Raw genomic sequence first — 25,722 nt, forward strand, 5'->3', positions numbered from 1 at the left:
CAATAATGGGTTCGCTGCGAACCGGAAGTGTTTTCCTGAATCAAGCTGGGGGGAAGTGTACTGTTGTCCATAATCAATGCGCCGATGAAGAGCTTTTTAAACAGCCTGGCGTTCGAATGCATGGCGGTCATTATTCACCTGTTGATAGATTTGATCAAACCTTGTACTGACAACTTCTGGACTAAAGTGTGCAACTGCATACTGTCGGATGTGAGCAGAATTATATGCGCTCAGATTATCCAACACAGAGCGCAATTTACTCACCAAATCATCGACATTACCAGATCGAAAAAGCAAGCCGACAGCCGGAGTAATTACCTCAGGAATGCCACCAATATCTGGTGCAACCACCGGTAGGCCACAGGCAAGTGCTTCCAAAATGACGGCCGGCTGGCTCTCAAAGGTGCTGCTGAGCAAGAATACGCTTGAGCGTCTAAGCATATCTGCCAGTTGTGACTTCGGCAGCCCACCATGGAAACGGACCCATTCCGACAACCCTAGATCCTTTGTCAATGTCTCAAGATTCTGCCTTTCCGGTCCATCACCGGCAATGTTTAGCACAACTCTGATCCCTTGCTGGTGAAGGCGGGCAATCCCCTGGATCGCCAGATGGACGGCTTTCTCCTCGCTCAAACGGGCGATGATCGTAATCTCACAATATGTACTGACCACTTGCTCTCCATCCGTCGCTGGATAGAATATATCCATATCGACCACATTTTGTACTGGCACTATTGGTCGTGTGATCCCAAAACTTCTCATCTGCCGACCGAGGCTATCACACACTGGCAGGATCACGTCAACCCGGTTCATAAAGTAGCGAATCAAGGGTATCTGGCTGGGTTTTAATCGGTTGCGTGCATACGCACTGCTGTGCTCGCTAAGCACCACAGGGATGTTCGCTAGACGACCAAGAACAACCGCTACATCGGCTGTGTTGTTGACATTTGCATGGATGATATCAGGGCGACTGGCATCCTGGGTGGATCGCTTAAAAACTTGCCACGCACCATTCAGCTGCCTGATCCAGGTGCTGCCGGGAATAATCAGGCGGCGATACGATAACTGATAGATCGTCAAATTTTGATTTTCGATGCGTGATGTGATTTGGATCGAACTCGATGACGCGGAATCCACTCCATGGATATATAACACAGACACCTTGTGCAATTTTGCAATGGAACGGGCATGCTCCAAGATAAATATCCCATAGTAAGGTCTTTGCTCGGTGGGGAACCACTCGGTGACAAAAAAAACATGCACTAGATATTCCCTTTACGGTGCGAGACAGCTCCAAAGACCTGCCTGGCAATCGCTAGGCCACGGCTTACCAGATATTTAATATCCTCACGCCGAGGGATCAACAGGGCTCCTGGAAGTGTACCCGTTTCATGTGAAAACCAGAACACTGCCAGGCTACCGCTGGTAATGTAAGCGATCGAGGAAGCGATTGCTGCGCCATTGATGCTAAAACGGGGAATGAGCAGCAGGTCCAGTGTGATGGTCACGAAAATGGTAATCCCCGCAGAATATGCCGAATATTGTGGCTTTCCCCGTCCACTCAGGTCAGCCGAGATGATCTTGGCGACTGTAATACCTACGATGCCAGGCAGTAGTAAAAGGAAAGGCTGGACTGCTGGACGGTAAGCCTCACCATAGAAGCTGACCAGCAGCCAGCCGCCCACAAGGCCGAAAACAATGGCAGCCAGAACGACTACCAGCAAAGTCTGCCGGCAAGCTTGAGGCGTGATGCGGTTGGCGGTGTCTTTGTCCAGGCTGGAAACTTTCGGGAATAAAGCCCCGCTGACCGCATTAGGGAGATACCAGAGCAGCTCGGCCATGGTGACACTTGTGGTGTATTGCCCAACAGCAGCTACTCCGCGGAAGAAATTAACCAGGAAACTATCCAGGCGATAATTAAAGAAAGTTAGCAGGTTCCCAGCATAACTCCTGGCACCATAACTTAACGCCGGCTGAACCACGCCTCTCAGCTGGCTCAGTTTCAGGTTGAAATCACTCCTTAGCAGCCACAAGGCAAACAATAATGCCAAGACATTAGCGGACAGCCAGGCGATCACTGCCCCGGTGACCCCCGCCGAAAGTGCACTCGAGGTGATTTGAAACCCAAGGTTGCTTAGTACCCGCAAGATATCAACAGAGTTATAAGCGATCATGCGCTGCTGACCCAGGAGCAGGCTGGCCAGGAATGAAGCCACCAGGCTCAAGGGCAAGCCCAGCATAGCCCAGAGGATCAGCTGCGGGTCTGAACCTGCCAGGATGTTATTCACCAGGAAATATTTATATGCCAGGTAGAATAAAAATCCACCCAGAATGCTTAGTAATAGACCGCCAGCTATTGCCAGCGTAAACATCTGTCGGGTGGAGTACTTTTTAGAAGCAGTGAAGTAGGAAATCGCCCCGTTTAGACCCAGGTTGCAGATGATGATCACCAGACCACTGCTAAGTAAGGTGAGATTGTAAATCCCCTTAAATTGTGGGCCGAGAGTGCGGGCAACAACCACACTGGTCGCAAAACGGCCAGCAAAACTGACGATAGAGGCAATAAAAAGCACCGACGTGCCTGCTATCAAGCCAGTTTGTTTATTCATGAGGATTATTATAATCGAGTAAAAGTTTTCCTTTTCTCAGACCAAGCAGCCATGATCTGGGTTCGTTTCGGGTGGATAACTCAGCAAGAATCGTTAGCTGGTAAGGATCCGTAGATATCCGCGAAGGATTATGGTGGTAAGATAAATCATACCTTGGATAAAATCAGCTGAAAATGGAGAGTTCTATGGATGAGAATGAGCATACCGCCGCTATAGCCAGCCTGAACGACGAGATCAACGGTGCTTATCTTTATGACAACCTGGCGCAGGTTGAGAAGGATAGCCGACTGGCAGAAGTTTATCATCGGATGGCAGACGTGGAGCGCAGGCATGCTACCGAATGGGTTGAACGCTTGAAAGCTGATGGGGTGTCAATCCCGGAATTTAAACCGAGTTGGCGCAGTCGCACGCTTGCTTGGGCTGCCCGGCGTTTTGGTGTAGCTGCAGTCTTGCCGACCATTATGGGTAACGAACAAAAGGATAGCCGGAAATATGCCCACACTGCTAACAGTGCCGGCATGGCAGCTGATGAGGCATCTCATAATCGTCTATTGAACCATGTCGCCCGTTCCATGAAAGGTGGTATGGAAGGTGGGAGCTTGGCCCAGCTGGAAGGCAGGCATCGCGCGGGAGGCGGAAATGCGTTGCGGGCAGCAGTGCTTGGAGCCAATGACGGCCTGGTTTCAAATCTCAGCCTGGTAATGGGTGTGGCTGGAGCGGCATTAAGTAACACGACCATCCTGGTGACAGGGATGGCTGGTCTGCTGGCAGGTGCGATCTCCATGGCACTGGGTGAATGGCTTTCAGTGCAAAGCTCGCGCGAGCTGTATAAACACCAGATAGGGATCGAAAAAGCCGAGCTGATGGCCGCCCCGCAGGAAGAGGCGGAAGAGCTGGCTTTGATTTATGAAGCACGCGGCCTACCCAGGGAAGATGCTCAACGTATGGCCCAGCATATCATCAGTGACCCATCCTCCGCGCTGGAAACTCTTTCTCGCGAGGAGCTCAACGTGGATCCATCAGAGCTAGGTGGCTCTGCCTGGGAGGCTGCCCTGACTTCGTTTTTCCTGTTTTCGGTTGGCGCGATCATACCAGTGCTACCATATATCTTCCTGAATGGATACACAGCGGTGATAGTGAGCACGGTCTTGAGTGCCTTTGGCTTGTTTGCCATTGGGTCTGGTATCACCCTGTTCACAGGGCGCAGCGTGCTGTACTCTGGCTTCCGGCAAGTGCTATTCGGGCTTGTGGCTGCCGGGATCACCTTCGGTCTGGGCAAGTTGATCGGAGGTAACCTGGCTGGCTAAGCTATCTCTTCATAGGTCGTTCAGAGTAAAAAAAACCAAGGTTTCTAGGCTTGGTCTTTGCGGGGGATGCATAGGTAGGATGCGCCGCGCACATCCAGGTAAATCTCACCGGGGGTGACAGCCAGGCGCATGATGATTCCCTGACAGTCCGGACAACGGATTACATATCCCGGGCTTTCTACGAATGCCAATAACCGGCCTACTGCACTGATGCTTCCACAGGCAGCACACTCAACCGGAGCAAGGGTCATTTCAACGCTAAATAAATCGTACAAAATGCCGGCGATAGCGTTGCCATCCAACATGAGTGATTGGGTCTCATCCAATGTCTCAGTATTCATCTCTCGCCTCGCTTATGATCCTCCGGTTGGGCCAAAACGTTCCGTCCGGATTTGATCGGGAGCTATCCCAAGCCTGACCAGGCTATTTGCTACCCCTTCCACCAGAGCAGTGGGACCACAGATGTATGCTTTGAGTGCTACACCGAAGGGTTGGATGACCTCTTCCAGCATATTCTCATCGATTCGGCGATCGTATCCACCCCAGCCCGCTGGCTGTGCCCGCGTAAGGGTATGGAACACTTCCACGCCTGAACGAGAATGGGCAAGAGGCGCCAATTCATCGCGGTAGATGATATCTTGATAAGTCTTAGAGCTATACAGCAACCGTATGGGCACAAGGGAACCTACTGCCTGCCTGTGGCGAATCATTGCCAGCAAGGGGACAATACCTGAACCACCCGCTACCAGGAGCAGAGGTCCACCCATTCTTGCCTCCCAGACGAAATATCCTCCGATCGGACCGCGCAGCTCCACCTGGTCTCCAACAATCAGCACATCATGCAGATACGTCGATACTTCACCTTCCTCCAGGCGTTCAACGGTCAGATCGATCTCACCCCGCTGCTCAGGGCTCGAAGCGATTGAGTAACTACGCTGAGCTTGATACCCATCGGGAGCTGTTAAGCGGACATCATAATGCTGGCCAGCGCGGTGAGGAATCCAGTTGGACACTGCCAGGGTGAAGGTTTTTACATTGGGTGTCTCCGGATGGACTTTGACTACGGTGGAAATTTGCCACTCCGAGACCCGGGTCAGCACCGGCTCATTAATCAGTCCTGTCTCCATAATATCGCTCCTCCTTCCATGGATCTCCGTGGTTGTTGTATCCTAATGTCTCCCAAAATCCAGGTTGATCCTTCTCAAAAAAAGTTAGCCCGCGTACCCATTTGGCACTCTTCCAGAAGTAAAGCGCTGGCACAACCAAACGTGCCGGGCCACCGTGTTCGGCTGGAAGCGGAGCATCTTGATAACGATAAGCAATAAATGCTTTCCCGCCAGTGAGCTCTAATAAGGGCATATTCGTAGAATATCCACCGTCACAAAACGCAAGCACATACTGCGCCTGTGGGTCGATGTCTACTGCCGCTATCAACGTATCCACGCTGACCCCCTCCCATAGGGTATCTAACTTGGTCCACTTGGTAACGCAATGGATATCTACCGTGTATTGCTGAGATGGTAATTTTATAAACTCATCCCACGACCAGCGAACAGGCATATTGACTAATCCATTGATCTCAAAACTCCACTGATCGAGCCGGGTTCTGGGTGTTGGCCCTGCAGAGAGGATAGGGAAATCACTGGTCACATATTGTCCGGGTGGAACCCGATCAGGGGTGCCTCCCAGGCGATGTTTCCCCAAGAAACCACGCGATAAGAATTTCTCACTCATTTCCCCTCCTTAATAACAAATAGGATATATCCGATATATTATATCATATTCGAGGTATAATACTAACAATGAGCCCAGGATGGACCTTTGCCGATTTTCAATATCCGGTGATATCTATCCCAAAATTGCAGGTAGTGATATCCGGTGTTGATGGAAGTCGTCAGACAGCTTAGGACAGGTTCTTCCGAGACTCAAAATTGCTGATTAACACGGAGCATGATATGGAAAACACAAAAATGCAAGAAGTCACACCTCGAAAATACATTGTCACCGATCCTCCACTTGCAGTGGCATTATTTAGCAATGTGCGCTGGGCATGGATTTGGCTGATTATTCGCTTGTATGTGGGATATCAATGGGTCGCGGCAGGCTATAACAAGATCATTAATCCAGCTTGGGTGGGTGCAAAAGCTGGTACGGCATTAACCGGCTTTCTCAACAACGCGATCTCACTCACAACGGGTGCTCACCCAGCTGTCCAAGTCTGGTACGCTAACTTCCTTAAATTCGCTATTCTTCCCTATGCCCGAACTTGGAGTTACGTCGTATCCTTCGGAGAAGTACTGGTGGGGCTGGGCTTGATCATAGGTGTATTTACCGGCATCGCTGCATTTTTCGGTTTCTTCATGAACATGAACTACATGTTAGCCGGATCGCTTTCCACCAATCCAATCCTGCTATTCCTGTCGATTTTCCTGATCCTGGCATGGAAGACTGCTGGTTGGTGGGGGCTCGATCGTTGGGTGTTGATCGACCTGGGCACTCCCTGGAGCCCGGGACTGGCTTTCCAGAGAAAAGGCGAAGCGACAGTCCCCTCCCCGACTACGGAGATGAAGGGTTCGCGCTAGCTGGGTATCGAGAATATATCACTAGGTACAGCACCTGCTGTGGTGAATAGGATCACATTTGCAGGAATCTCAATCCATCAAGGGTAATAATCTACACCTGACGTGATCAGAGTTAATGCACCTATGAAGTAATTCCTGGTCAACGATCTCTCTATTATTGGGAAGAATTGGTATAGAGGGAGTCAGTCCTTGCCGCCATGATGAAATCGTTCAGGTGTAAGCCATGAATCTTGTGTGTCCACCAGCTGACGGTCACTTTACCCCATTCAGTGAGCAGTGCTGGATGGTGGTCTTCTTCGTTGGCTGCCTGAGCCACGCGGTTGGTGAAAGCAACCGCCTGGTTGAAATCCTTGAACAAGAACTCTTTTTCCAGACGTAACTCTCCACCCTTTTCATAATTTCGCCACCCTTGAAGGGTGGCCAGGTACTGATCGACCTCACGATCATTCAATCGTGGTGTTGAAGCAGTCACTGGGCTGCAATGCAGATTAGATAGATCAGTCATAAAATTCCCACCTCTTTGGAAATACTACTCAGGTTTGTAAGGTGCCTGGCGGTCAATATTACCGACGAACTGCGGCAGATCGGTTTGCCCGAGCACCTGCCGGATCGCCAGGTTTTCACCCGTGTGATACCAGTAATGATAGATGGTCCGCTGGAGCAGATTGCCGTACACTCGCTGAAGGGGTTTCCCATCCTTCCCAATTGCCTGTTCCTGGAGCTTTTCCGTGGTCAACGATTCCAGCCAGGGGTCTGCGGCCCGGGTGATCTTGCGCCAATAATTAAGCACCTCACGCAAGGGTGGCGTGCTTGCAGGCGCACCATAGGCATATGCCGCTTGTACTTCCGGATAAGGCAGTAACCCCAGCCCATAGTATAGAAAATAACGCTGTTCTTGCCAAGCCAGATGCCCGATATTCCAGCTGATACAGTTCATCGGCAGGATGCGCTTGACCGCATCTTCTTCTGATAATCCTTTAAGCGCACGTTTAAATTCATCGCGGGTGAATTTTAACTGCAAGACAAGCGGATGAATGGCTGACATTTAATTCCTCCCGGTATACCTTCACTCCATCAAACCGGTTATATTATAACTATTTTTGTCCAATTTAGTCCATGCATTTCTTTTGATTTATCAGGATAAAATTATCAAAACACGCTCAGGTTGCTCCCTTAAGGCCGATCCTTTCGGGCTGCATGGAAACTGGAAAGCATGTTAAACTAAATATACATCCGCAACACGATTATTTGGCAATTGTGCCGATAAGCACTCAGAAGGAGATATGTATTACTGGAGCCGTACCGGCAGTTTTGTTGAAATTCTGTCCTTCCTGATCATATGTGCCCTATGGGCCATGGGAGGGGTGCTGATTGCCAGCCACACCTTCCACCTCAAATCCAGGGAAAAACTGGTCAGTGGTCTGGCGACCGGTTTCCTGCTTTATATTATCCTGAGTAACCTGCTCGCCCATATCCTGCCACTTTCGGAAGCTTTCTGGACTGCCACCGCGATCGTGTTTCTGGTGGGAGTCGGTCTGGCTGTAGCTTCCAGAAAATCGCTGCAGAGCCAGTTAAAAATCCTGGAAAATTGGCCACAGCTTCTGTTGCTTGGCCTGGTGGTTTTTATCTTCACCCTGATCCTGCGCGGCCTGGCAATCTTCGACGATTATTACCACCTGCCGATGATTTCCGTGATGGCCACGGGAGACATTCCACCTCATTTTTATCTTGATCCAGCCCTGCACTTGCCTTACCATTATGGGTTGCAAGTCTTTGCCGCCGGCATGGTGAGGCTGGGAGGTTTCTTCCCCTGGAGCGCGTGGGATATCAGTCGGGCGATTGTTCTTGGGCTGGCAGTCATGCTGGCCTGGTTGTGGATAAGACGCCTCACCCGCCACCCGCTGCCGGCATACCTGGGAACCGTGCTGCTGGTCCTGGGGGGCGGGATGCGCTGGGTACTGCTCTTCTTCCCGAAGCCCATACTTGATCGCATGGGTGCCAACCTGCACATGGACATCTCCGGGTTGACTGCAGGGGGTAACCTGGTCACCGCCCTCACCAACCGCTGGCCCATGGATGGCGGTGGACCATTCCCATTCCCGTATGCCTTCGCCAGCGGCATCCTGGAGCCCCTGAATATGCAGCTGGGTGCTACAGGTGCCATGTGGGAAATGACTATCCTGTTGTTGCTGTTAATCTGGAAGCCTCGCAAGGCATCCGTGATCGGCATCGCCTCGATCAGCCTGATTCTTGCCAGCCTGGCTCTAAGCTCGGAGAATGTATATGCCCTGGTGGTTGCCGGCATGGTGATCATCCTGGCTATCTCCCTCATTCGCTCACGAAGACAACATCGACCAGTGTCTTTTAGCCTGATTACCTGGGGGATTCCGCTGGTAATCAGCGGTATCCTGGCGCTGTTCCAGGGAGGATATATCACCGGGGGATTTATGAGCATCGTCGCCCGGCTAACTGGAGGCAGCTACCCAATGGTGACGACCGATTTCCAGGGTTTCAGCCTGCGCTGGCCTCCGGCAGTGCCCTCTGGCCATTTTGGACCGCTTTCGTTGCTTGACCCGGGCCAAATCGTGATCATGGTCGCCGAAGCCGGGCTAGCGCTCGTCCTGCTCCCGATAGCAATATTCTACTGGTTAAGGAAGCTACGGACAGCCAACCGGTTGCCTCAGGGGCTTGCGATTGGCGCGGTGATTAGCCTGCTGTTTCCGGTGTTTTTCCGTTATGGCCTGGATTTTGATATCACCCGCCTGGTTGGGGCATCACTCTGGTTGGGATTTGCCCTGGCCTTCCCCGTCTTATGGCTCTGGCTGGTCAACGCCAAACAAGGATACCGCCTTGCCGCGGGGATTGGTTATGGGATAGCCATTCTGGCTGGTGTGGTGATGCTGGCAGTTGAATTTATCGCCATACCCGCCGTGCAAACAACCTATTACCTCCAGTACCAGGAGAGTGACTTTTCAAAGCCGTACTGGAATAAACTGGAAAAAGGCGGCCAAATCCTGGATTCGATCCCCGAAAGAGCTGTACTGCTGTTCGGCAGGGCCTCTTACGCGGCTGAGGACGTATATCAGCGCTCACCTACCTGGAAAGCCTTGATCGCAGACCCCAACCCAACCAGTGTAGCCGCGGCCGGGTACTCTTATATTTATATGGATGACATTTGGTGGCAGGAAATTCCACCACAAATTCAAGCTGCCTACAACCAGCCTTGTGTGAAATTGGTGGTGGAGATGAAACTGGCTGGAGGCCAGAACCGAAGGTTATTTGATATCAAAGACTGCAGACCCTGATGATGTTTTCCACATGGGTGTGGTATGATTTTAGGGTCATATTTCCACAACCTCAATTGACCTGGATAGTAATTGGGTGAACCAATGAGCATCGAGTTTATTAAAACTAAAGAAGATGTGCTGACCAGTATTATCATTCGCCGGGAATACACCCCCACAGAAACGACCTTTGTCACCAGCCCAGACCTGGCCCAGCAGCTTGGTTTCGTGGTTTACCCGGCAGGCGGGGTAATCAAGCGCCACATTCATAAAAATGTCGACCGGCAAAACATATCCAGCTCCGAAGCCTTGATCGTGCGTGAAGGTAAGTTAGAAATTGATATTTTCGATACAGAGAAGCACCTTTTGGTCACCCGCGAGCTATGCGCGGGTGATATGGTTTTGATGGTCTCTGGGGGTCACGGATTTCGCATCCTGGAAGCTGTGGTCTTATTGGAGATCAAGCTAGGTCCGTATGCTGGTCCAGCGGACAAGGAACTCTTTTAATGATCCCGGTCAATGAACCGCTGGTCGGTGAAAAAGAAATCGAATACGTACTGGATTGCCTACGAACAGGCTGGATCTCATCATCGGGGAAATATCTGGAAAGCTTTGAGCAGGCTTGGGCAGAATACTGCGGCATGCATTATGGGATCGCTGTCAGCAATGGCACCACTGCTCTGCAGGTAGCAGTGGCCTGTTTGGATCTGCAGCCAGACGACGAAGTAATCCTACCTACTTTCACGATCATCTCCTGTGCTCAAGCTGTTACATATAATGGTGGCATCCCGGTGCTTGTGGATAGTGAACCGCGCACCTGGTGCATGGACGTTTCCCAAATTGAAGCCAGGATCACTCCACGTACCCGGGCAATCATGCCGGTGCATATCTATGGGCATCCAGTGGATATGGACCCGCTCCTCACCCTGGCGAAGAAGCATGGATTGGTGGTCATCGAAGACGCAGCTGAAGCACATGGTGCTGAGTACCAATCTGGCAGGAACTCATCCAATCCGACCTGGCAGCGTTGCGGTGGTTTAGGGGATATCAGCGTATTCAGCTTTTATGCTAATAAGTTGGTGACTACCGGCGAGGGTGGGATGGTGCTTACCAACGATGCTGCCCTGGCGGATAAAGCACGCAGCCTGCGTAATCTGTGTTTCAAGCGCGAGCGCCGTTTTTACCATACTGAATTGGGATATAACTTCCGGTTGACCAACCTGCAAGCTGCCATTGGACTGGCGCAGATCGAACGTATGCCAGAGACAATTGCGAAGAAGCGCTGGATCGGCGAGAACTATACCCAAAGGCTCAGACACATCTCTGCCTTGCAGCTTCCTATCGAAGAGTCATGGGCCAGGCAGGTATACTGGATGTATGGCCTGGTCATCAACGAGGCGACGGGCCTGGACGCAACCAAATGCGCTCGATTGCTTCAGCAAAAAGGTATCGAGACCCGCCCGTTCTTCCTGGGCATGCACGAGCAGCCGATATATCAGCAGATGGGTCTGTTTGGGGGAGAGAAATACCCGGTGGCTGAACGTATTGCTCGCCAGGGTGTATATTTGCCTTCCGGGCTCACCTTGACTGACGAACAGCTAGACAAGGTTTGTCAGGTGGTGGAGGAAATCCTGGTTTGAGTTCGCTTCCTGATGATCTCCAAAGTGCCAGCACATCTCAACTCGAAAGTAGACAACGAGGTTTGGTTTCCATTATCCTGGCGACGTACAATGAGAGCGAGAATATCTGCGACATGATTGCAGCGATCCTTGCAGCAGTGCCAGATCCGGTGGAGATCATTGTGGTTGATGATAATTCTCCTGACCAGACCTGGAAAATCGCGATTGAATTGAATGAGCCGCATGTGAAGGTAATCCGGCGGGTAAATACACGCGGGCTGGCATCGGCGATTAACCGGGGGATCATCGAATCTCAGGGGGCATATATCGGCTGGATGGATGCCGACCTGTGCCACCCACCTGCCCTTCTCCCCACCATGCTCACCAGCCTGGAAAATTGCGACGTGGTGATTGGATCACGCTACGTGCCCGGTGGGAAGGACGATCGCGAGCCGAGCCGTGTCTTCACCAGCCGCTTCATCAACCGCATGGCGAGCTTCGTGCTGGACCATGGCATTCTAGATTACGACAGTGGTTTCATCCTCATGCATCGGACTGTGCTCGATTCTGTATCCCTTACCCCAACAGGCTACGGGGCATATTTTATCGAGTTCATCTATGGCTGCTACCAAAAGGGCATGAAAGTGGTCGAGATCCCTTACACTTTTACAGAACGCACAAGGGGGACATCCAAGTCGAATAGCAATCTGCTTCAATTTGGTTTTGCCGGTCTGGGCTATGTGACCCGGATCATTCGCACCCGCTTCTCTCACCTCGACTAATTGCCGCCCCCCATCCATTCTCTCCTATTTATCAATATTGGGGTCGTACGACCCACCCATATAGAGATTCACCACGCCATCGTATGACCCGAACAGATCCAGGCCATTTAGCCGGGTTCGGCCACTGCAAATGGTGCAGAAGATAGCACAAGGCTTAAAAGTTGGGTCAGCATACCGATCCAATACCTCAGAATAGTACAACGACTCGATCCGAATCCCGCTCTGTGGAGCCTTGAGAAGCCACCAAATCGGGTATTCCACATCCCGGCTGTCAATACGCAGGCCCACATCCTTGCATCCCGATTCACGAATATCGTGGGCTGCTTCCATCATGGGGTTGTTCCAATCTGGGGCGTTTATGAATAGCAGGTCGCGCGGCTCAGCAAAAAATATGCTGCTGCTTTTGGTCGTGCCCGTGGCAGGCAACGGGTGGATAGCGTAAGGCTCAGGCTCGTTTTTCAGGGCAATCAGCGGCCGTGTGGAATTAACAAACACGTAAGGCAAGGAAATGACGAGAAGAAAAATAATAGCCAACGGCGCCAGCCATCGCTCTCCCAGGTGGAAAATCACCGCACCAAAAACCGGAGCCCAAACTAACAACAAGGGCAGCTGAAAGCGTACACCATAATCATCATAGTGGGCAGATAGGGCAAAAATAACAAAAGAAAGCAAGGCTGCCAGGCTGTACCAAAGCAAATCACGCTGCTTAACCCGTCTGGTTGCGTAGAATATGGCCACGGCAACAATGGATAGGATGATCAGGAAAAGGTGGATGGGGCTGCCAGCCGAATCTTCGTTGTTCCAACGCCAATCTAGCTTAAAACTCTCCACATTGGGATCGGAAGCCCGGAAGGTGCCCTGTACAAAGCTAACCATAGCCTGGTTGAAGCGCGGGCTGGGTGTGACCAGATTTAGCAGGACATCCTTTACCAGATTAGAGGCCACCGATCCAATTCCAAACCGCGCTGAGCTCATATCTGCTACCCATGCACTGGGTCCGAGCGGTCCACCATAGGTGATGAGATTACGCGACCAGTACCCGGCATTTAATACAATTACCACCAGCCCAATAATGGCAGCCCGTTTCAGGAATAGCAACGCTTTCCTCTGCCTTAACCAATGGACAATCAGCCAGATACCCCAGGCCACTGCATAAGGGTAAAAAGTGCCCTTAGACAACAGGCCAAGACCCAATGCAGCGGCAATGGATAGCACCTCGGCCCAACTTGCGTCCGCCTGGCAAGCGTACAGGACGAAGACAGCCAGTATCACCAGCCACATGGCAGCGACGTAATCATTCTGGGTGCTGGTTGCTTCGAGCAGGCCGATCGGAAGGCTGATGGCAAATGCAGCCGCAGCTGCTTGGGCTTTCCTTCCCGCTCCGAACAGCCAGGCCCCCAAGGAGGCTGCCACGGCACAAGTTACCAGACTGATCCATTGGGGTAGATTGGCAAGCTGATCATTGCCCCAAAGCAAGCGCAGCTGCAAGATACTCGCTTCAGCCAGGATGGGATGAGTTAATTGAACCTCGAAACCTACCGGATAATGGGCCAGGCTGCGATCCTGTGCCCAGTGCATCACCCGGCTCATATGGTATAACAGCGAGTCCATGTTGTTGGCGGGCGAGATAACCGCTACAACCAGGAGCAGTACAAAAATAAGGCTAAAGCCGAGCAGAACAACTATTGAAAACCGATCCAGGCTCCGAAACCCTGCACCTAATCGCTGCCAACCCCGTTCCAGCCAGTGCATCCGCCATCCCAACCAGGCAGTCACCAACAGTGCAATCGCCCAGGTCCCTGCAACATATGGCTGGGCCAGCGCATGGAATATTCCCAAGATTTCAGACTGTGCAGCAATGAATATCCCCAGCAACAATACAGACTGTAATAGCGCCAGGCGAACTCCCTTAAGCCTGGATGGGTTTTCACTCTGCGTACCCAGCAGGTCAAGGAATACCACGAACATCGTTAGTAACAAAAGGACAATAAACATGCCGGTCAGCAAGGATCGATGGCAGGATATGGGAGCATACTATTGCTGGTCATGCATCGGTCGAGTGTGAAATAAGATCTGACTGATAATTTCATCCACTGGTAAAGAAATATCCACCTCCAGGCAATTATCCGGTTCTTCCAGTGTCTCAAATTGGCTCTTCAGCATTTCGGCTTTCATATAATGCCCAGCTCGCGACGTCATCCGTGACAAGATAAGATCATAATTGCCTTTTAGATAGATGACTTGAACACCAGGGTTGCCTTGGAGCAAGACCTGCCGGTAAGCTGCCTTGAGAGCAGAGCAAGCCAGAATGCCATTTCGGTCTGCCCGCAGGCAAGAGGAAATCAAATCATGCAGGTTGACCAGCCAGGGAGCACGATCAGCATCATCCAGCGGATAGCCCGCCGCCATCTTGGCAATGTTCTCGGGGGGGTGGAAATTATCTCCATCATAAAACTCCCAGTCTAATTTTGCCGAAAGGGCTCTCCCAACCGTGGTTTTTCCGCAACCCGAAACGCCCATGATGATAAAAAATTTCGACTCCAACGCTGTTATTCCAAGGGATGCTGTGGGTTCATTTGAATCGCCAAGCATAGTTACATTTTATCTCTAATTAGAGGTTACCAGATTAACCACCCGGTGTGACTGAACCCAGGGCGATAAAGGTAAAAACAACCACATCCATGCAGAAATGGATGACCCATGCCCAGGTAAAACCTCGCGTTTCTAGCATGGATTTTCCCATCAGCCAACCGGGGATGAATGACATGATCACCCCAACGATGCCATAGGGTACACCATAATAATGGGCAATGCCAAAATATACAGCCGTAATGAGCAGGGCCTGCACCGCGCCTACTGGGACTTCGAGTGTACTCAGCCAGGGCGCTCGATAGATCATCTCTTCGCCGAAAGCGTTAATCGCGGCAAACAGAAAAATGAATGGCAGCAGTGAATAAACATGCCTGAGAGAATTCGTGGATGGCAGGTTGCCAAAGATCAGGCTAAACGCGATCAAACCCAGGCTCATTGCCCCAGCAATGGCTGGCCCCAGGATGCGCCAGGAAGATGGCCGGGTCATGATGAGTGGGATGGGTGCAGCCCGGGCGTCAAGCCTGCCTTTGACCAGGAAAAAGCGCTCGAACTTACCTGTTAAAACGAGCATGATGATCGCCATCAACATACCTGTAACGAAGCGTGGGATGACTACCGAACCGACTTCAGAAGCGAATGGGTTGATGCCTGCCAGCCATGTGGAGAATGCAGGAGTCAGGAATAATTGCGGAACGACCGAGTCCACCACGTAAACAGCCAGCAGGGTTGCCGTGAACAGCCATAAAGGGCGGAATCGCTTCCATATCAAGCTGACCAGTAATGATACGGCTGCCAACCCAACTTTAGCCGGATACAGCCAGAATGGTTGACCGCCACTCAACTCCTTAAAAAGAATATCCGGAAGCAACGAGACCAACAGGATGATCACCCAAACAACCAAAGCAAACAACTTGCGGTCACTTTTCACCCCGGCTGTGTTTTCTACCATTTACACCTTCCAACAATATCAATCACTATCTTCACTTTGTAAGTCCTAGCTATTCGTAATTATTCCGGATGTTACCTTGTGCAAGTAATTGGAGAAGTATTATAACAATACTGTTTACGCACACCGATCAACTTAAGTGCAATGAAGTGATTTACCTGCAAAAAAAACACAAAGCACTATTCGACCCACATATACGGATTCCAGGCTATTTCCCAGGAGTATCCATCAAGATCTTGAAAATAAGCATCGTAGCCACCCCAGAACGTTTCTTGTGGTTCTTTACTGATCACTGCACCAGCAATTCGCAGATGGTGAATGATCTCATCCACATCTTCCCGATTTTTTACATTATAGGCCAGTGTAAAGCCTGGAAAGCCTCTTCCATCATCAGGTACCCCAGCATCCTCCGCCAGTAAGCTCTTGGGGTATAGTGAGAGCAGCATGTGATTAAGGTTGAAGAACACAACCGCGTCATTTTCTATACCATTTTTCGAAGGGAAACCGATAATTTTGGAGTAAAACTCATATGACCTCTTCAGGTCATTTACTCCGAGTGTGATCATAGTAATGCGTGGTTCCATATAGAATCTCCTGTTCTGATCGTATTTCATGGGCGATGAAATAGAAAAACTTTATGATTGATGAGTATATAATAAACCATACGATCTTACCTGTTGGTCTCACAATTTGGAATTGAACCTATCAACTGGTTATGCACACAAGACCAACGATACCTGGCTTATCCCGATTTTAGCTTTTAATACCCAAACAATATTCAAAGTGGTATCATGCATCAAGAAAACAGTTCTTCAAGTTATCATTTTAAATATAAAGTGATCAAATTTAAATTTTTGCTCCTGGCTGCCCAGTTACCGGCAAGTTGGATGCTAGCACATCAATCTCGTTTTCTGAAATAATTCCCTTGTTCACTGGCTCCACTTACCCGGAGAACCAAACAACCAATTCGTACTTTGCTCTACTTCTCTTTTAATCGCCTGAAGGAGATAATCCGTTGAGCCCAAAACGTTCTCGATTATTTAAAACCTGCCTGGTCATCCCACTGGGTGCCGTTGGTTTGCTCGTGCTTATCACTGCCATCCTAGACCTGACCAATATCGGATTACCCCAACACTCATTAACGATTGACCATCTCAGTGAGCTCGAGAAAGCCCGCCTGGCTGAAGTGATCCATTTACGCAAGTCTCTTGGAGATGATGTCTGGCCGGGATGGTCACAGGCTGATATCCCGCTGATCGTTTATAACGAGCAATATGTCTTCCTGGTGGGTTATCCTGACCCTCCAGCTGGATGGAAAAAAGTCCCTTCCATGGAACAACGCGGGGGCACTTGGGAGATCGTGCCTGCTGACACCTTCGAAGGCCAGCCTTATTATCGCACGGAATTAACTGACCGTGATAAAACCCCTCAAGGATTTACTGTCTTAGTTGGCGACCGCTGGGTGGCGACCTTCATGACGCGTGAATACGGCCAGGTAAATTTTTATCAGGACTTTCGCAAGAATTTTCCACCTGTGATTTCTGACCTGATTCCAGTACGCCTCGTTTGGGCATTTTTAATGGGTAAGAGCGAATCTTACATCGCTGCTCTCGAGCATGAGAGCTTCCATTCTTTGGAAGGCATGCTTGCCTTGAATACATTCAACGCGTCCGAAGAGATGTACTCGGTAGAAGCTAATTACCCCTATGATGCAATGGATGATCCCTGGAAGCAGGAAATGAATGTGCTGGTTGATGCTGCACAAGCCGCAACAGATGCTGAAGCTCGCGACCTGGCAAACCAGTTCTTGCAGTTACGTACCGAGCGACACAAAGGATTGACCACCGAAGAAATCAGGCTGGAACAGCTGCGAGAGTGGGAAGAAGGGTTGGCTAAATATGCTGAGCTGAAAATTATGCGGCAGGCGGATGCCAAACATGACTACCTACCAATAGAAAGTATGGCTCAGGACAAGGACTTTAAATATTATAAAAATCAACAAAGATTTTGGACCCAGCAATTAGAGCAAGCCGCCAGCGTGGGGGGTTTATCAGGAGATACCCGCTTCTATTACTCCGGGAATGCCATTGCAGTATTATTGGACCGCCTGATGCCTGGCTGGAAGCCGCGCGCTTTACCCGGTGGCGAATACCTCGATGATCTATTGCAAGTGGCAGTCGAATAGAGAAAACCCTGCTGCGTGAGGCGAGTTGTTGCTTTCCACAATCGTTGCTAAGCTGTCCTTTCCCTGACTACCTTAAGAGATCGTCAAAATAGTCCGTATAAGAGTTGTCAGCATGGGCAAATTACGATAGGATATAGTAGCTCAGGCATTCACTATGCAAATCCTATCGACTAAATTGTCTGTACCACCAGTCAGGTCAAAATTCGTCCCCCGCGAGCGGCTGATCCAGAAGTTAAACGAGGGGCTGGGCTGCAAGCTTATCCTGATCTCAGCTCCAGCCGGCTATGGTAAATCAACCCTGCTGAGCGCCTGGCTGGATAATCTGGCGATACCCTCGGCTTGGATCGCACTCGACGACAACGATAATGATCTCTTGCGTTTTCTATCGTATTTTTCTGCTGCCTGCCAAAAAGCTGAATTGGGGGGAAATATCTCTATTGATGCACCCATCAACCTGGCATCCAAAGCAGATACGGAGGCATATCTTACATCATTGATAAATCAACTCGACAGCATTGGAAAACCAATTTGTGTTGTCCTCGACGATTACCACATCATCCAGGATAAGCAGGTCCACCAGGCAGTCAGCTTTTTAATTGAACAGCGACCAGTTTCGCTGCACCTGGTCATTGCAACCCGTGCTGATCCTCCCCTCTCGCTTGCACGTCTGAGAGCCCGGTCGGATTTGCTCGAGATGCGTATGTCAGATCTTCGATTTAATACCGAAGAAGCCGCAGACTTTTTAATTCGAACGATGGGCATACAGGTTTCATCGGATGATGTGACCCGCATCACTCAGCGTACCGAGGGCTGGATTGCCGGACTGCAAATGGCTGCCCTGTCGATGCACGACATGACGGATACTTCTGGCTTCATTAATGCATTTACAGGCAGTCACCACTATATCTTCGACTACCTGATGGGTGAAATCCTTGCCAAGCAAACGCCTGAGATGCACCGCTTTCTGCTTTACACATCCATCCTCGAACATTTAACCGCGCCATTATGCGATTCCTTGATCGGGCGAAATGAACATGAAGGTATTTCTCGCCCGTCAGCGGTCATCCTGGATGAGCTGGATCACAGCAACATGTTTATCATTCCTTTGGATCATCAACAGCGCTGGTATCGTTATCACCCATTGTTTGCCGAATTGTTGTTCGGCTATTTACAGAAAAGCGAGCCTGAAAAAATTCCAATATTACGTACTCGAGCCAGTATATGGTTTGAAGAACAGGGAATGATCGCGGACGCGATCCATCATTCCTTTGCCATTGGAGATTGGGAACGCAGCGTCAGGCTGATCAGCGCCAACATATTCGCTTTGCTCGAGCAAAATGAGCTGAGCAACGTGGCCAGGCAAATCGAGATACTATCCGGCGAAAAAAACGCGGCTCGCCCATGGTTGTTGGTGGGTCATGCCTGGTTGGACGCCTATACAGGCCAATTGAATCATGTCGAACCCATCCTGACAGAAGCAGAAGGCGAGATCGATAACTTAAAAAGTGAAGAGGAGTTCCAAACACTGGGAGGGCATATCGCTGCAATTCGAGCATATGCAAACTGGATTGGCGACAGGCGGGATATCGCTGCCAGTGCCGCCCAGGTTGCGCTCGAGTGGTTGCCTCCTTCTGAAAGATTGATTCGTTGCCAGGCCGCCACCTTATTAGGCCTGACGCAACCTGATTTTAAAGATCGAACCACGTCGCTGGCACTTGCACTCAAATATGCCAGGGAGTGCAATGTGTCACATGTAACCATTTTCGCGCATGGCTGTTGGGCCTGGCTACTGACTATGCAAGGGCGGTTGAGAGAAGCCTATGCTGCTTGTGAGGAAGCTATCCAACTGGCCCAATCCAGTCGATCTTATGGCTTCCTGCCGACGCTAAGCCATATCTACACAACCATGAGCGCTGTTCAGCTTGAGTGGAATGATCTGCAAGGTGCATTGAAATACGCTAAGGAAGCAGTAGACCTGGCCCGGCGCTGGGAGCAAGCTGATGCGCTTCATTTCGCTTTAGACAATTATGGATACGCGCTATTTGCATCTGGTGACAGGGAAGAAGCATTCAATATTCTCCATCAGGCACGCCAGGTTGCCCGGCGAACTTCCGCCTGGTTTGAACAAATTACCCTCGCACAGGAAATTGAATGGTATTTGTCCTTGAATGACCTTGAGTCAGCTCTGAATTGCTTGACTCGTGCTGAGATCGATTATGATGATCCTGCTCACTTCACGATTGGCAGCTATCAAACCGTTCTGCTTCCGTTTACTTTCATCCAGATCTATCTGGCCAAGAAGCAGTATTCAAAAGCTTTAAAATATTCTTCAGTTTTTATAGATGATATGGAAAAAAGAGGTATCGGGCACTATATCATCCGCCTGCTCCTCTGGCAAGCCGTCGCCTATGATAACCTGAAACAGAAAGATAATGCAATTGCTTCCTTAAAACGAGCCCTAACATTAGCCGCCCCTGAGGGTTATCTGCATCTATTTATCATTGAAAGTACTAATTTAGCTTCACTACTAAAACAAGCGCGCCAGGTTGGCGTAATGCCCACATATATTGACAAGATCGACACGGCAATCGGGTATGCACATGGCGATCCATCTCACCAGACAGTATCAAATGCCTCACTCATAGAACCGCTTTCCAGCCGCGAAATGGAAGTGCTTAGACTTTTAGCTGAGGGATGCTCAGACAAGCAAATCGCCGAAACTTTAATCATCGCTCCTGAAACAGTACATAAACACCTGAAGAATATCTATGGCAAATTGAATGTCCATAAGCGCATCGAGGCGGTCAGGCGCGCTCAAGAACTGGGCTTGTTGTAAACCTAATCTGAAGAATCACTCAAATTAATACCCCATCGATACCCCATTCAGGGCCTGATTCCTCAGGCTTTCTGATGTATTGTACATATGGGTAATAACGTAAACGAAAAACTTGACATGAAAATGTGGATAATACGATGGAAAGTCCTCATATTCAGCGCAACGATGATCAGCTCTATCATATAAAACTTGATGGCATCCTTAACTCGCCCATCGTTGATTGGGAAGGTGACCTAAGCATCATCGACCAGCCGGAAAATAATACAGTAAAGGTCTGCCTGATCGTTCACTCAGCCATGATACGTGGGTTTCTTGATCAATTCCAAATCGTCAATCTGTCGGTATTTTCTGCTGAAGCGAGCTCAAGCCCAATACCACAGGCAAATGACCTGGGTGACCCCGCACAAAATGAATTGTTCTGGAATCTCTATCATTCTGGAATAGAAGACCACGATAAGGTGATAATGGAGAAATGATTATGGAGAGCTCCGTGCCTACTGATACTAATTCAAAGCTGGCTATCGAAGTTAATGGACTGGTTAAATCGTACGGGAAAGTTCGTGCCTTGCGAGGCATTGATATAACTGTCCATTGTTGCGAAATATTCGGTTTCCTCGGCCCCAATGGGGCAGGGAAAACCACCGCAATCCGTTGTATGTTGGACATGATCCGTCCTGACAATGGAACAATCCACTTGATGGATATCGATGCACAGTTAAACCCTGTTGCAGTTCAGGCGTTTACTGGCTATCTACCTGGCGAGATGCAATATTACGACAACTTTACCCCCGAACGACAGCTACGCTTCTTCAATGATATGCGGGGAGGCTGTGCAGAATGGGAATACGTGAAACAGCTTGCTGACCGCCTATCCCTCGATCTTAAGCAGCCCATCAAGAACCTTTCGAAGGGAAACAAACAAAAAGTGGGCATCATCCAGGCCATAATGCATCGCCCAAAACTCTTGCTGTTGGACGAACCAACCAGCGGTCTGGACCCCTTGATGCAGCAGGAAGTTTTAGGACTATTACGGGAAGCCAATGCCAACGGGGCAACTGTTTTTTTTAGCTCACATATCATGAGCGAGGTGGAGAGCCTGGCGGAAAGGGTGGCAATCATCCGTTCGGGTGAAATCGCGGAAGTGACCAATACCAGCAACCTGACCCACTCCAGCATCAACCGCATTACTATTCGTTTCAAGCAACCGGTTGATTTTACCGTTCTGATCGAGCTTCGGGGTATTGAATTCCTGTCGCAGGTTGATCAGACCAGCCTGACCCTTCAAGTTACCGGTGACATGGAACACCTGGTCCAAACGCTGGGTGGGATGCCAGTTTTAGATCTGGAAACCGAGAGGCCCAGCCTCGAAGAGGCCTTCCTGACGTATTACAAAAAAGACGCATTGAGCTGAGGAGTGTGATACTATGAAACGCCTGTGGACGACATTTCGCTACACCTTTACTGGTATGCGCTGGCAGATCATTGGTTGGGGCCTGGGTGTCGCACTGTATGGATTGATGATTATTCCGATGTATGAGTCGCTGGGAAAAAATCCAGGGCAATTCCAACAAATGATTGCAAGTTACCCTCCAGAATTCCTGGCCTTTTTTGGCGCAGATATCAAAAGCCCGCTCACCCCGGCAGGATTCCTTGGAATGTATGCGTTCTCGATGCTTCCGGTGATCGTTGGTGTCTTCGCGGTCATTGCCGGGAGCGGATTGATCGTAAATGACGAGGAACGCGGTAGGTTAGATCTAATTATTGCCCACCCGGTTGGACGACAGCCCTTCTTTTGGGGCAGGCTCCTGGGCTTTTTGGGAGCAACCATCTCAATCCTTATCCTCAACTGGCTGGGTTTTAGTATAATGTTGGGTCGGTCAAGCCTGGGATTAACCTGGGGGCAAATGGCTCTACCCTTCCTAACTTTGTTCGTCCAATTACTCCTGTATGCCGCGCTGGGATTACTTTTAAGCATGCTCCTGCCTTCCCGTAACCTGGCAGCCATGCTTACCGCAATTGTCATGGTTCTCAGCTATCTTTTATCTTCGCTCTCATTCCTGGATGAGCGTATCGCCGCGATTTCCAAGGCACTTCCTTACCATTATTACCAGTCAGTTATGTCATTTGAGCAACTACACCTTACCCAGCTGGTTGTCTTGCTGGTCATTAGCCTCAGCATGAGTCTCTTTGCTTCGTTATTGTTCCACCGGCGAGACATCCGGTTAAGTGGTGAAGGTTCCTGGCGAAAAAACTAGCTCACAAGCAACATGCACTGCCTATTTCGTAGAGAATAACGAGAGCTATCCAAAAAGAAAGGATAGCTCTTTTTGGTTAATAAAATATCGAATATCGTCGAAGTTGTTATGAATCCCAGCTGGTGACCCTCGTAGGAAAATCGATTTACTTCAATGACACCCAAAAAGTCAGTGGAGAAATACCCCATCAATACCCCATTAAGGGCCTGATTTTTCAGGCCCTTTATTCTATTATGTAATCGTGATTCGTCAGAGAAAACAGTCTGGGAAAAGGAGCCATGATGGAGGTAAATCAACCCAACCTTTCAGCATATCACATCCTGGTCAAAGAAACGCTCGAACAGGATTTCATCGATGGGTACGGAGATCTAACCATCATTTCTCAAAAAAATGGGGCAACTTCTTTGGTTGGTAAATTTTCTGACCAATCCGCCCTGCGTGGATTTTTAGAACAATTATGGAACCTCAATATCACTGTCATCACTGTCGAAAGGATCGAAAATGAAAGCTAAGTATTTGTTATTTGCAATTTGCTTCCTGATCACCAGCTGCTCAATCTCCATCGATACATTTGATCCACAACCTACCAACTTACCAGCCGCTGAGTCCACCATAAGCACCCAGCCTAACCCTGCCTCAGCCTATTGTGAACAACAAGGGTACACACTTGAGATCCGCACTGCTACTGATGGTAGCCAATCAGGGGTATGCGTCTTCCCGGACGGCAGCGAATGCGATGAGTGGGCTTATTTCCGCGCAGAATGCCAGCCTGCAGCCAGCGAAAATCCTGCCGATAGTATAGATTCAGATGAGATAGGTTGGAAAATTTACCAGAATGAGAGCCTGGGATACAGTTTCCATTACCCTGCCGAGGCTCGGGTCACGGTCAATGATGATCCACTGAAAGGTCTATTCATTTCTGGGCCTGGCATGGGTTCAGAAAGTTGGACCATCGCACACCCGACTGACCGCCAGGACTACCAGCTGCCCGAAGGTACAGATCTGATGCAATGGCTGACTGACCACTACCTGACAGGTGAGAATCGGCAAGCAGATATACAAATTGCTGGGACAACCGCTATCCACTTTCGCCATGAGCGTAGCCCGCAATCATACGCCTTCGACCAGTATTATTTCGCCCACGCTGGCCAGCTGTACCAGATCAGCATTGGTCACTCTGGTGATACCGAGGATATGGAGCTCAATAATCGCTTCCTGGCCAGCTTCCAGTTTACGCCAGAGCCTTCCATCGTATCGGAAATAACCCCAATCCCTACCGCGGTACCGATCCAGGTTGATTATTACCAGGGATTCTGGACATATACCTCCGATAAGTACGGATTTTCAATCATGCTCCCGGAGGATTGGGTGGTGGACGAAACCACCACATTTGACCCGCTGATGAATGATCACGAGCTCATACTACGCCCACGCCAAGACAAGCCGTTATCTCCCAGCATCCGCATGGCTTTTCGCTCCATCGGTGAAGATGCCCCGCTTTGGCCGACGGGGGTGGGCCAGGGTGAGTTCATTCCAGGCGGGACGCTTGAGGTAGCTGGCTCACCTGCCAGCCGTATCTACCTGGTTTGCCCGAGTGGCCAAATCCAGTCCATCTGGTATCAAGGTGCAGGGAATGAGCCGAATATTCAACGTGGAAATTTGGAATTTAGCTTTATCTACAGTTACAGTGGAATTAATTGCGAGGGCGATTATAGCCTGACCGGTAAGATTCAGCTGGTTGGCGAATTGGTTATCGCATCTCTAAAAACCTGGTGAACGATAAAAAGGTGAAATCATGAAAATCGAAATGGCTTCAAATCAAACATCCTTATCAACCATGCGGGCGAGAGAGCTCCCTACCACCCTTGTATACCGTGCAGGGTTGTTTATCGTTCTGCTGGCTTGCTCCATGGCGGTTTTCCTGTTCGGCACGAATTACGTTTCTTTGTTTCCCACAAATGGGAATACCACCTATGCAGCCAGCATCACGGGCATTTTCTTGATTGCCGCCCTGCTTTTTAAACGCAGCGATAGGTTCAATAAATATTGGCTAGTCACATACGCTTTCTTCATCGCTTCATCTATCAATCTAATCTCAGTCCTGTTTTCAGGTTACAACACTGATTTCGTGCGTCTTTTCGGATGGACGTCCGACGAAAACCGGATCATGGCACTGGCGAAAATTTACGAAACATTGCTGGTCATCGTCCCCATTATCGTACTGACCTTGATATCAGGCGCAGACCTGGGCTCAATATTTTTAAAAGTCGGCAACCAGAATTATAAGTGGGGATTTGGCGTTGGTGGTTTAGTATTGGCCGATTTTTTCACTTCGGCGCTCATCTTCTTCGGACCGGGATACGAGCTGGCTAAACTTGGTCCAGTTATTGGATGGGCATTCCTGTTTTCTATCTTCAATGCCCTATCTGAGGAGCTGTGGATCAGAGGCCTCTTCATGAAGAAAATGTATCCCCTGATCGGGATCGCTGGAACAGTCCTGTTGACTTCACTGACATTTGGCCTGCTGCATATGACCTCGGTGGTTTACTTACCCGCCTTCGCAGTGCCAATCTTCTTAATCAACACTTTTGCCATGGGCCTGGCATGCGGGATCCTGATGTATAAAACGGACAGTATCTGGGGTGCTTATCTGATCCACATGGCAGCTGATGTATTCCTGTTTGTCGCCACACTGGCAGCCCGTTAGGGAAGTTTGGCGAAGATT

General features: G+C 49.8%; 25 protein-coding genes. 14 read left to right on the forward strand and 11 right to left on the reverse strand.

Going from position 1 to position 25,722, the window contains the following annotated elements:
* Window positions 1-96: 96 nt before the first annotated feature.
* Together C3F13_00125 and C3F13_00130 are read right to left on the reverse strand one after the other, a co-directional pair.
* Entirely contained in the window at window positions 97-1,263 is a 1,167-nt protein-coding gene (locus C3F13_00125) for a hypothetical protein (GenBank protein ID PWB56869.1), read from the reverse strand.
* Window positions 1,263-2,609, reverse strand: coding sequence for a hypothetical protein (locus C3F13_00130; protein ID PWB56870.1), 1,347 nt, complete (start codon window positions 2,607-2,609; stop codon window positions 1,263-1,265). The genes C3F13_00125 and C3F13_00130 overlap by 1 nt, the downstream gene beginning before the upstream one ends.
* A gap of 185 nt (window positions 2,610-2,794) precedes the next feature.
* Between C3F13_00130 and C3F13_00135 the strand changes: the two genes are divergently transcribed.
* Window positions 2,795-3,916, forward strand: coding sequence for a rubrerythrin family protein (locus C3F13_00135; protein PWB56871.1), 1,122 nt, complete (start codon window positions 2,795-2,797; stop codon window positions 3,914-3,916).
* 44 nt (window positions 3,917-3,960) lie between these two features.
* Here C3F13_00135 and C3F13_00140 read toward each other — a convergent pair whose 3' ends face one another.
* Genes C3F13_00140 through C3F13_00150 form a run of 3 tightly spaced genes read right to left on the reverse strand, consistent with a single transcriptional unit; the run spans window position 3,961 to window position 5,650 of the window.
* A complete protein-coding gene (locus C3F13_00140; protein ID PWB56897.1) occupies window positions 3,961-4,221 on the reverse strand; it encodes a hypothetical protein in 261 nt (86 codons plus the stop codon).
* 48 nt (window positions 4,222-4,269) lie between these two features.
* The gene (locus C3F13_00145) at window positions 4,270-5,043 is read right to left on the reverse strand and encodes an oxidoreductase (GenBank protein ID PWB56872.1); all 774 of its coding nucleotides are present in this window, start codon (window positions 5,041-5,043) and stop codon (window positions 4,270-4,272) included.
* Window positions 5,024-5,650 carry a sulfite oxidase-like oxidoreductase gene (locus C3F13_00150; protein ID PWB56873.1) on the reverse strand — a complete coding sequence of 209 codons (627 nt, stop codon included), beginning with the start codon at window positions 5,648-5,650 and terminating at the stop codon, window positions 5,024-5,026. The genes C3F13_00145 and C3F13_00150 overlap by 20 nt, the downstream gene beginning before the upstream one ends.
* Window positions 5,651-5,886: 236 nt before the next feature.
* Between C3F13_00150 and C3F13_00155 the strand changes: the two genes are divergently transcribed.
* Window positions 5,887-6,498, forward strand: coding sequence for a DoxX family protein (locus tag C3F13_00155; protein ID PWB56898.1), 612 nt, complete (start codon window positions 5,887-5,889; stop codon window positions 6,496-6,498).
* Between the two features lie 154 nt (window positions 6,499-6,652).
* On the opposite strand, the gene C3F13_00160 is transcribed toward C3F13_00155, so the two are convergent.
* Both C3F13_00160 and C3F13_00165 read right to left on the reverse strand, forming a co-directional pair.
* Window positions 6,653-7,003: a 4a-hydroxytetrahydrobiopterin dehydratase gene (locus C3F13_00160; GenBank protein ID PWB56874.1), complete on the reverse strand. Its 351-nt coding sequence runs from the start codon at window positions 7,001-7,003 to the stop codon at window positions 6,653-6,655.
* Window positions 7,004-7,027: 24 nt separating this feature from the next.
* Window positions 7,028-7,543 (reverse strand): DinB family protein, encoded by a 516-nt coding sequence (locus tag C3F13_00165; GenBank protein ID PWB56875.1) that lies wholly within the window; start codon window positions 7,541-7,543, stop codon window positions 7,028-7,030.
* Window positions 7,544-7,781: 238 nt separating this feature from the next.
* On the opposite strand from C3F13_00165, the gene C3F13_00170 reads away from it, so the two are divergent.
* The 4 genes from C3F13_00170 to C3F13_00185 all read left to right on the forward strand — a co-directional run bounded on the left by C3F13_00170 (window position 7,782) and on the right by C3F13_00185 (window position 12,183).
* Window positions 7,782-9,803: a hypothetical protein gene (locus tag C3F13_00170; GenBank protein PWB56876.1), complete on the forward strand. Its 2,022-nt coding sequence runs from the start codon at window positions 7,782-7,784 to the stop codon at window positions 9,801-9,803.
* Between the two features lie 84 nt (window positions 9,804-9,887).
* Complete coding sequence (locus C3F13_00175) at window positions 9,888-10,289, forward strand: hypothetical protein (GenBank protein ID PWB56877.1); 402 nt, start codon at window positions 9,888-9,890, stop codon at window positions 10,287-10,289.
* Window positions 10,289-11,422 (forward strand): aminotransferase DegT, encoded by a 1,134-nt coding sequence (locus C3F13_00180; protein PWB56878.1) that lies wholly within the window; start codon window positions 10,289-10,291, stop codon window positions 11,420-11,422. Before C3F13_00175 ends, C3F13_00180 begins: the two co-directional genes overlap by 1 nt.
* Entirely contained in the window at window positions 11,392-12,183 is a 792-nt protein-coding gene (locus tag C3F13_00185; protein ID PWB56879.1) for a polyprenol monophosphomannose synthase, read from the forward strand. The genes C3F13_00180 and C3F13_00185 overlap by 31 nt, the downstream gene beginning before the upstream one ends.
* 24 nt (window positions 12,184-12,207) lie before the next feature.
* Here C3F13_00185 and C3F13_00190 read toward each other — a convergent pair whose 3' ends face one another.
* From C3F13_00190 to C3F13_00205, 4 genes are all read right to left on the reverse strand, one after another.
* Window positions 12,208-14,178 (reverse strand): hypothetical protein, encoded by a 1,971-nt coding sequence (locus C3F13_00190; protein ID PWB56880.1) that lies wholly within the window; start codon window positions 14,176-14,178, stop codon window positions 12,208-12,210.
* 39 nt (window positions 14,179-14,217) lie between these two features.
* Entirely contained in the window at window positions 14,218-14,703 is a 486-nt protein-coding gene (locus C3F13_00195; GenBank protein PWB56899.1) for a gluconate kinase, read from the reverse strand.
* 106 nt (window positions 14,704-14,809) lie between these two features.
* On the reverse strand, window positions 14,810-15,724 hold the full coding sequence (locus tag C3F13_00200) for a hypothetical protein (protein ID PWB56881.1): 915 nt from the start codon (window positions 15,722-15,724) through the stop codon (window positions 14,810-14,812).
* A 176-nt stretch (window positions 15,725-15,900) separates the two neighbouring features.
* Entirely contained in the window at window positions 15,901-16,305 is a 405-nt protein-coding gene (locus C3F13_00205) for a glyoxalase (GenBank protein PWB56882.1), read from the reverse strand.
* A 431-nt stretch (window positions 16,306-16,736) separates the two neighbouring features.
* Here C3F13_00205 and C3F13_00210 point away from each other — a divergent pair, with 431 nt between their 5' ends.
* From C3F13_00210 to C3F13_00245, 8 genes are all read left to right on the forward strand, one after another.
* Complete coding sequence (locus C3F13_00210; GenBank protein PWB56883.1) at window positions 16,737-17,906, forward strand: hypothetical protein; 1,170 nt, start codon at window positions 16,737-16,739, stop codon at window positions 17,904-17,906.
* A 2,554-nt stretch (window positions 17,907-20,460) separates the two neighbouring features.
* Window positions 20,461-20,742 (forward strand): hypothetical protein, encoded by a 282-nt coding sequence (locus C3F13_00215; protein ID PWB56900.1) that lies wholly within the window; start codon window positions 20,461-20,463, stop codon window positions 20,740-20,742.
* A 137-nt stretch (window positions 20,743-20,879) separates the two neighbouring features.
* A complete protein-coding gene (locus tag C3F13_00220; protein ID PWB56884.1) occupies window positions 20,880-21,218 on the forward strand; it encodes a hypothetical protein in 339 nt (112 codons plus the stop codon).
* The gene (locus C3F13_00225) at window positions 21,215-22,153 is read left to right on the forward strand and encodes an ABC transporter (GenBank protein PWB56885.1); all 939 of its coding nucleotides are present in this window, start codon (window positions 21,215-21,217) and stop codon (window positions 22,151-22,153) included. Before C3F13_00220 ends, C3F13_00225 begins: the two co-directional genes overlap by 4 nt.
* 13 nt (window positions 22,154-22,166) lie before the next feature.
* Window positions 22,167-22,997 carry a hypothetical protein gene (locus C3F13_00230; protein ID PWB56886.1) on the forward strand — a complete coding sequence of 277 codons (831 nt, stop codon included), beginning with the start codon at window positions 22,167-22,169 and terminating at the stop codon, window positions 22,995-22,997.
* A gap of 281 nt (window positions 22,998-23,278) precedes the next feature.
* Window positions 23,279-23,509, forward strand: a complete 231-nt coding sequence (locus C3F13_00235) for a hypothetical protein (GenBank protein PWB56887.1) — start codon at window positions 23,279-23,281, stop codon at window positions 23,507-23,509.
* On the forward strand, window positions 23,499-24,773 hold the full coding sequence (locus C3F13_00240) for a hypothetical protein (protein ID PWB56888.1): 1,275 nt from the start codon (window positions 23,499-23,501) through the stop codon (window positions 24,771-24,773). Before C3F13_00235 ends, C3F13_00240 begins: the two co-directional genes overlap by 11 nt.
* A gap of 19 nt (window positions 24,774-24,792) precedes the next feature.
* The gene (locus C3F13_00245) at window positions 24,793-25,704 is read left to right on the forward strand and encodes a hypothetical protein (protein ID PWB56889.1); all 912 of its coding nucleotides are present in this window, start codon (window positions 24,793-24,795) and stop codon (window positions 25,702-25,704) included.
* Window positions 25,705-25,722: the final 18 nt, after the last annotated feature.

Source organism: Anaerolineales bacterium, from assembly GCA_003105035.1.
Classification (GTDB): domain Bacteria; phylum Chloroflexota; class Anaerolineae; order Anaerolineales; family UBA4823; genus FEB-25.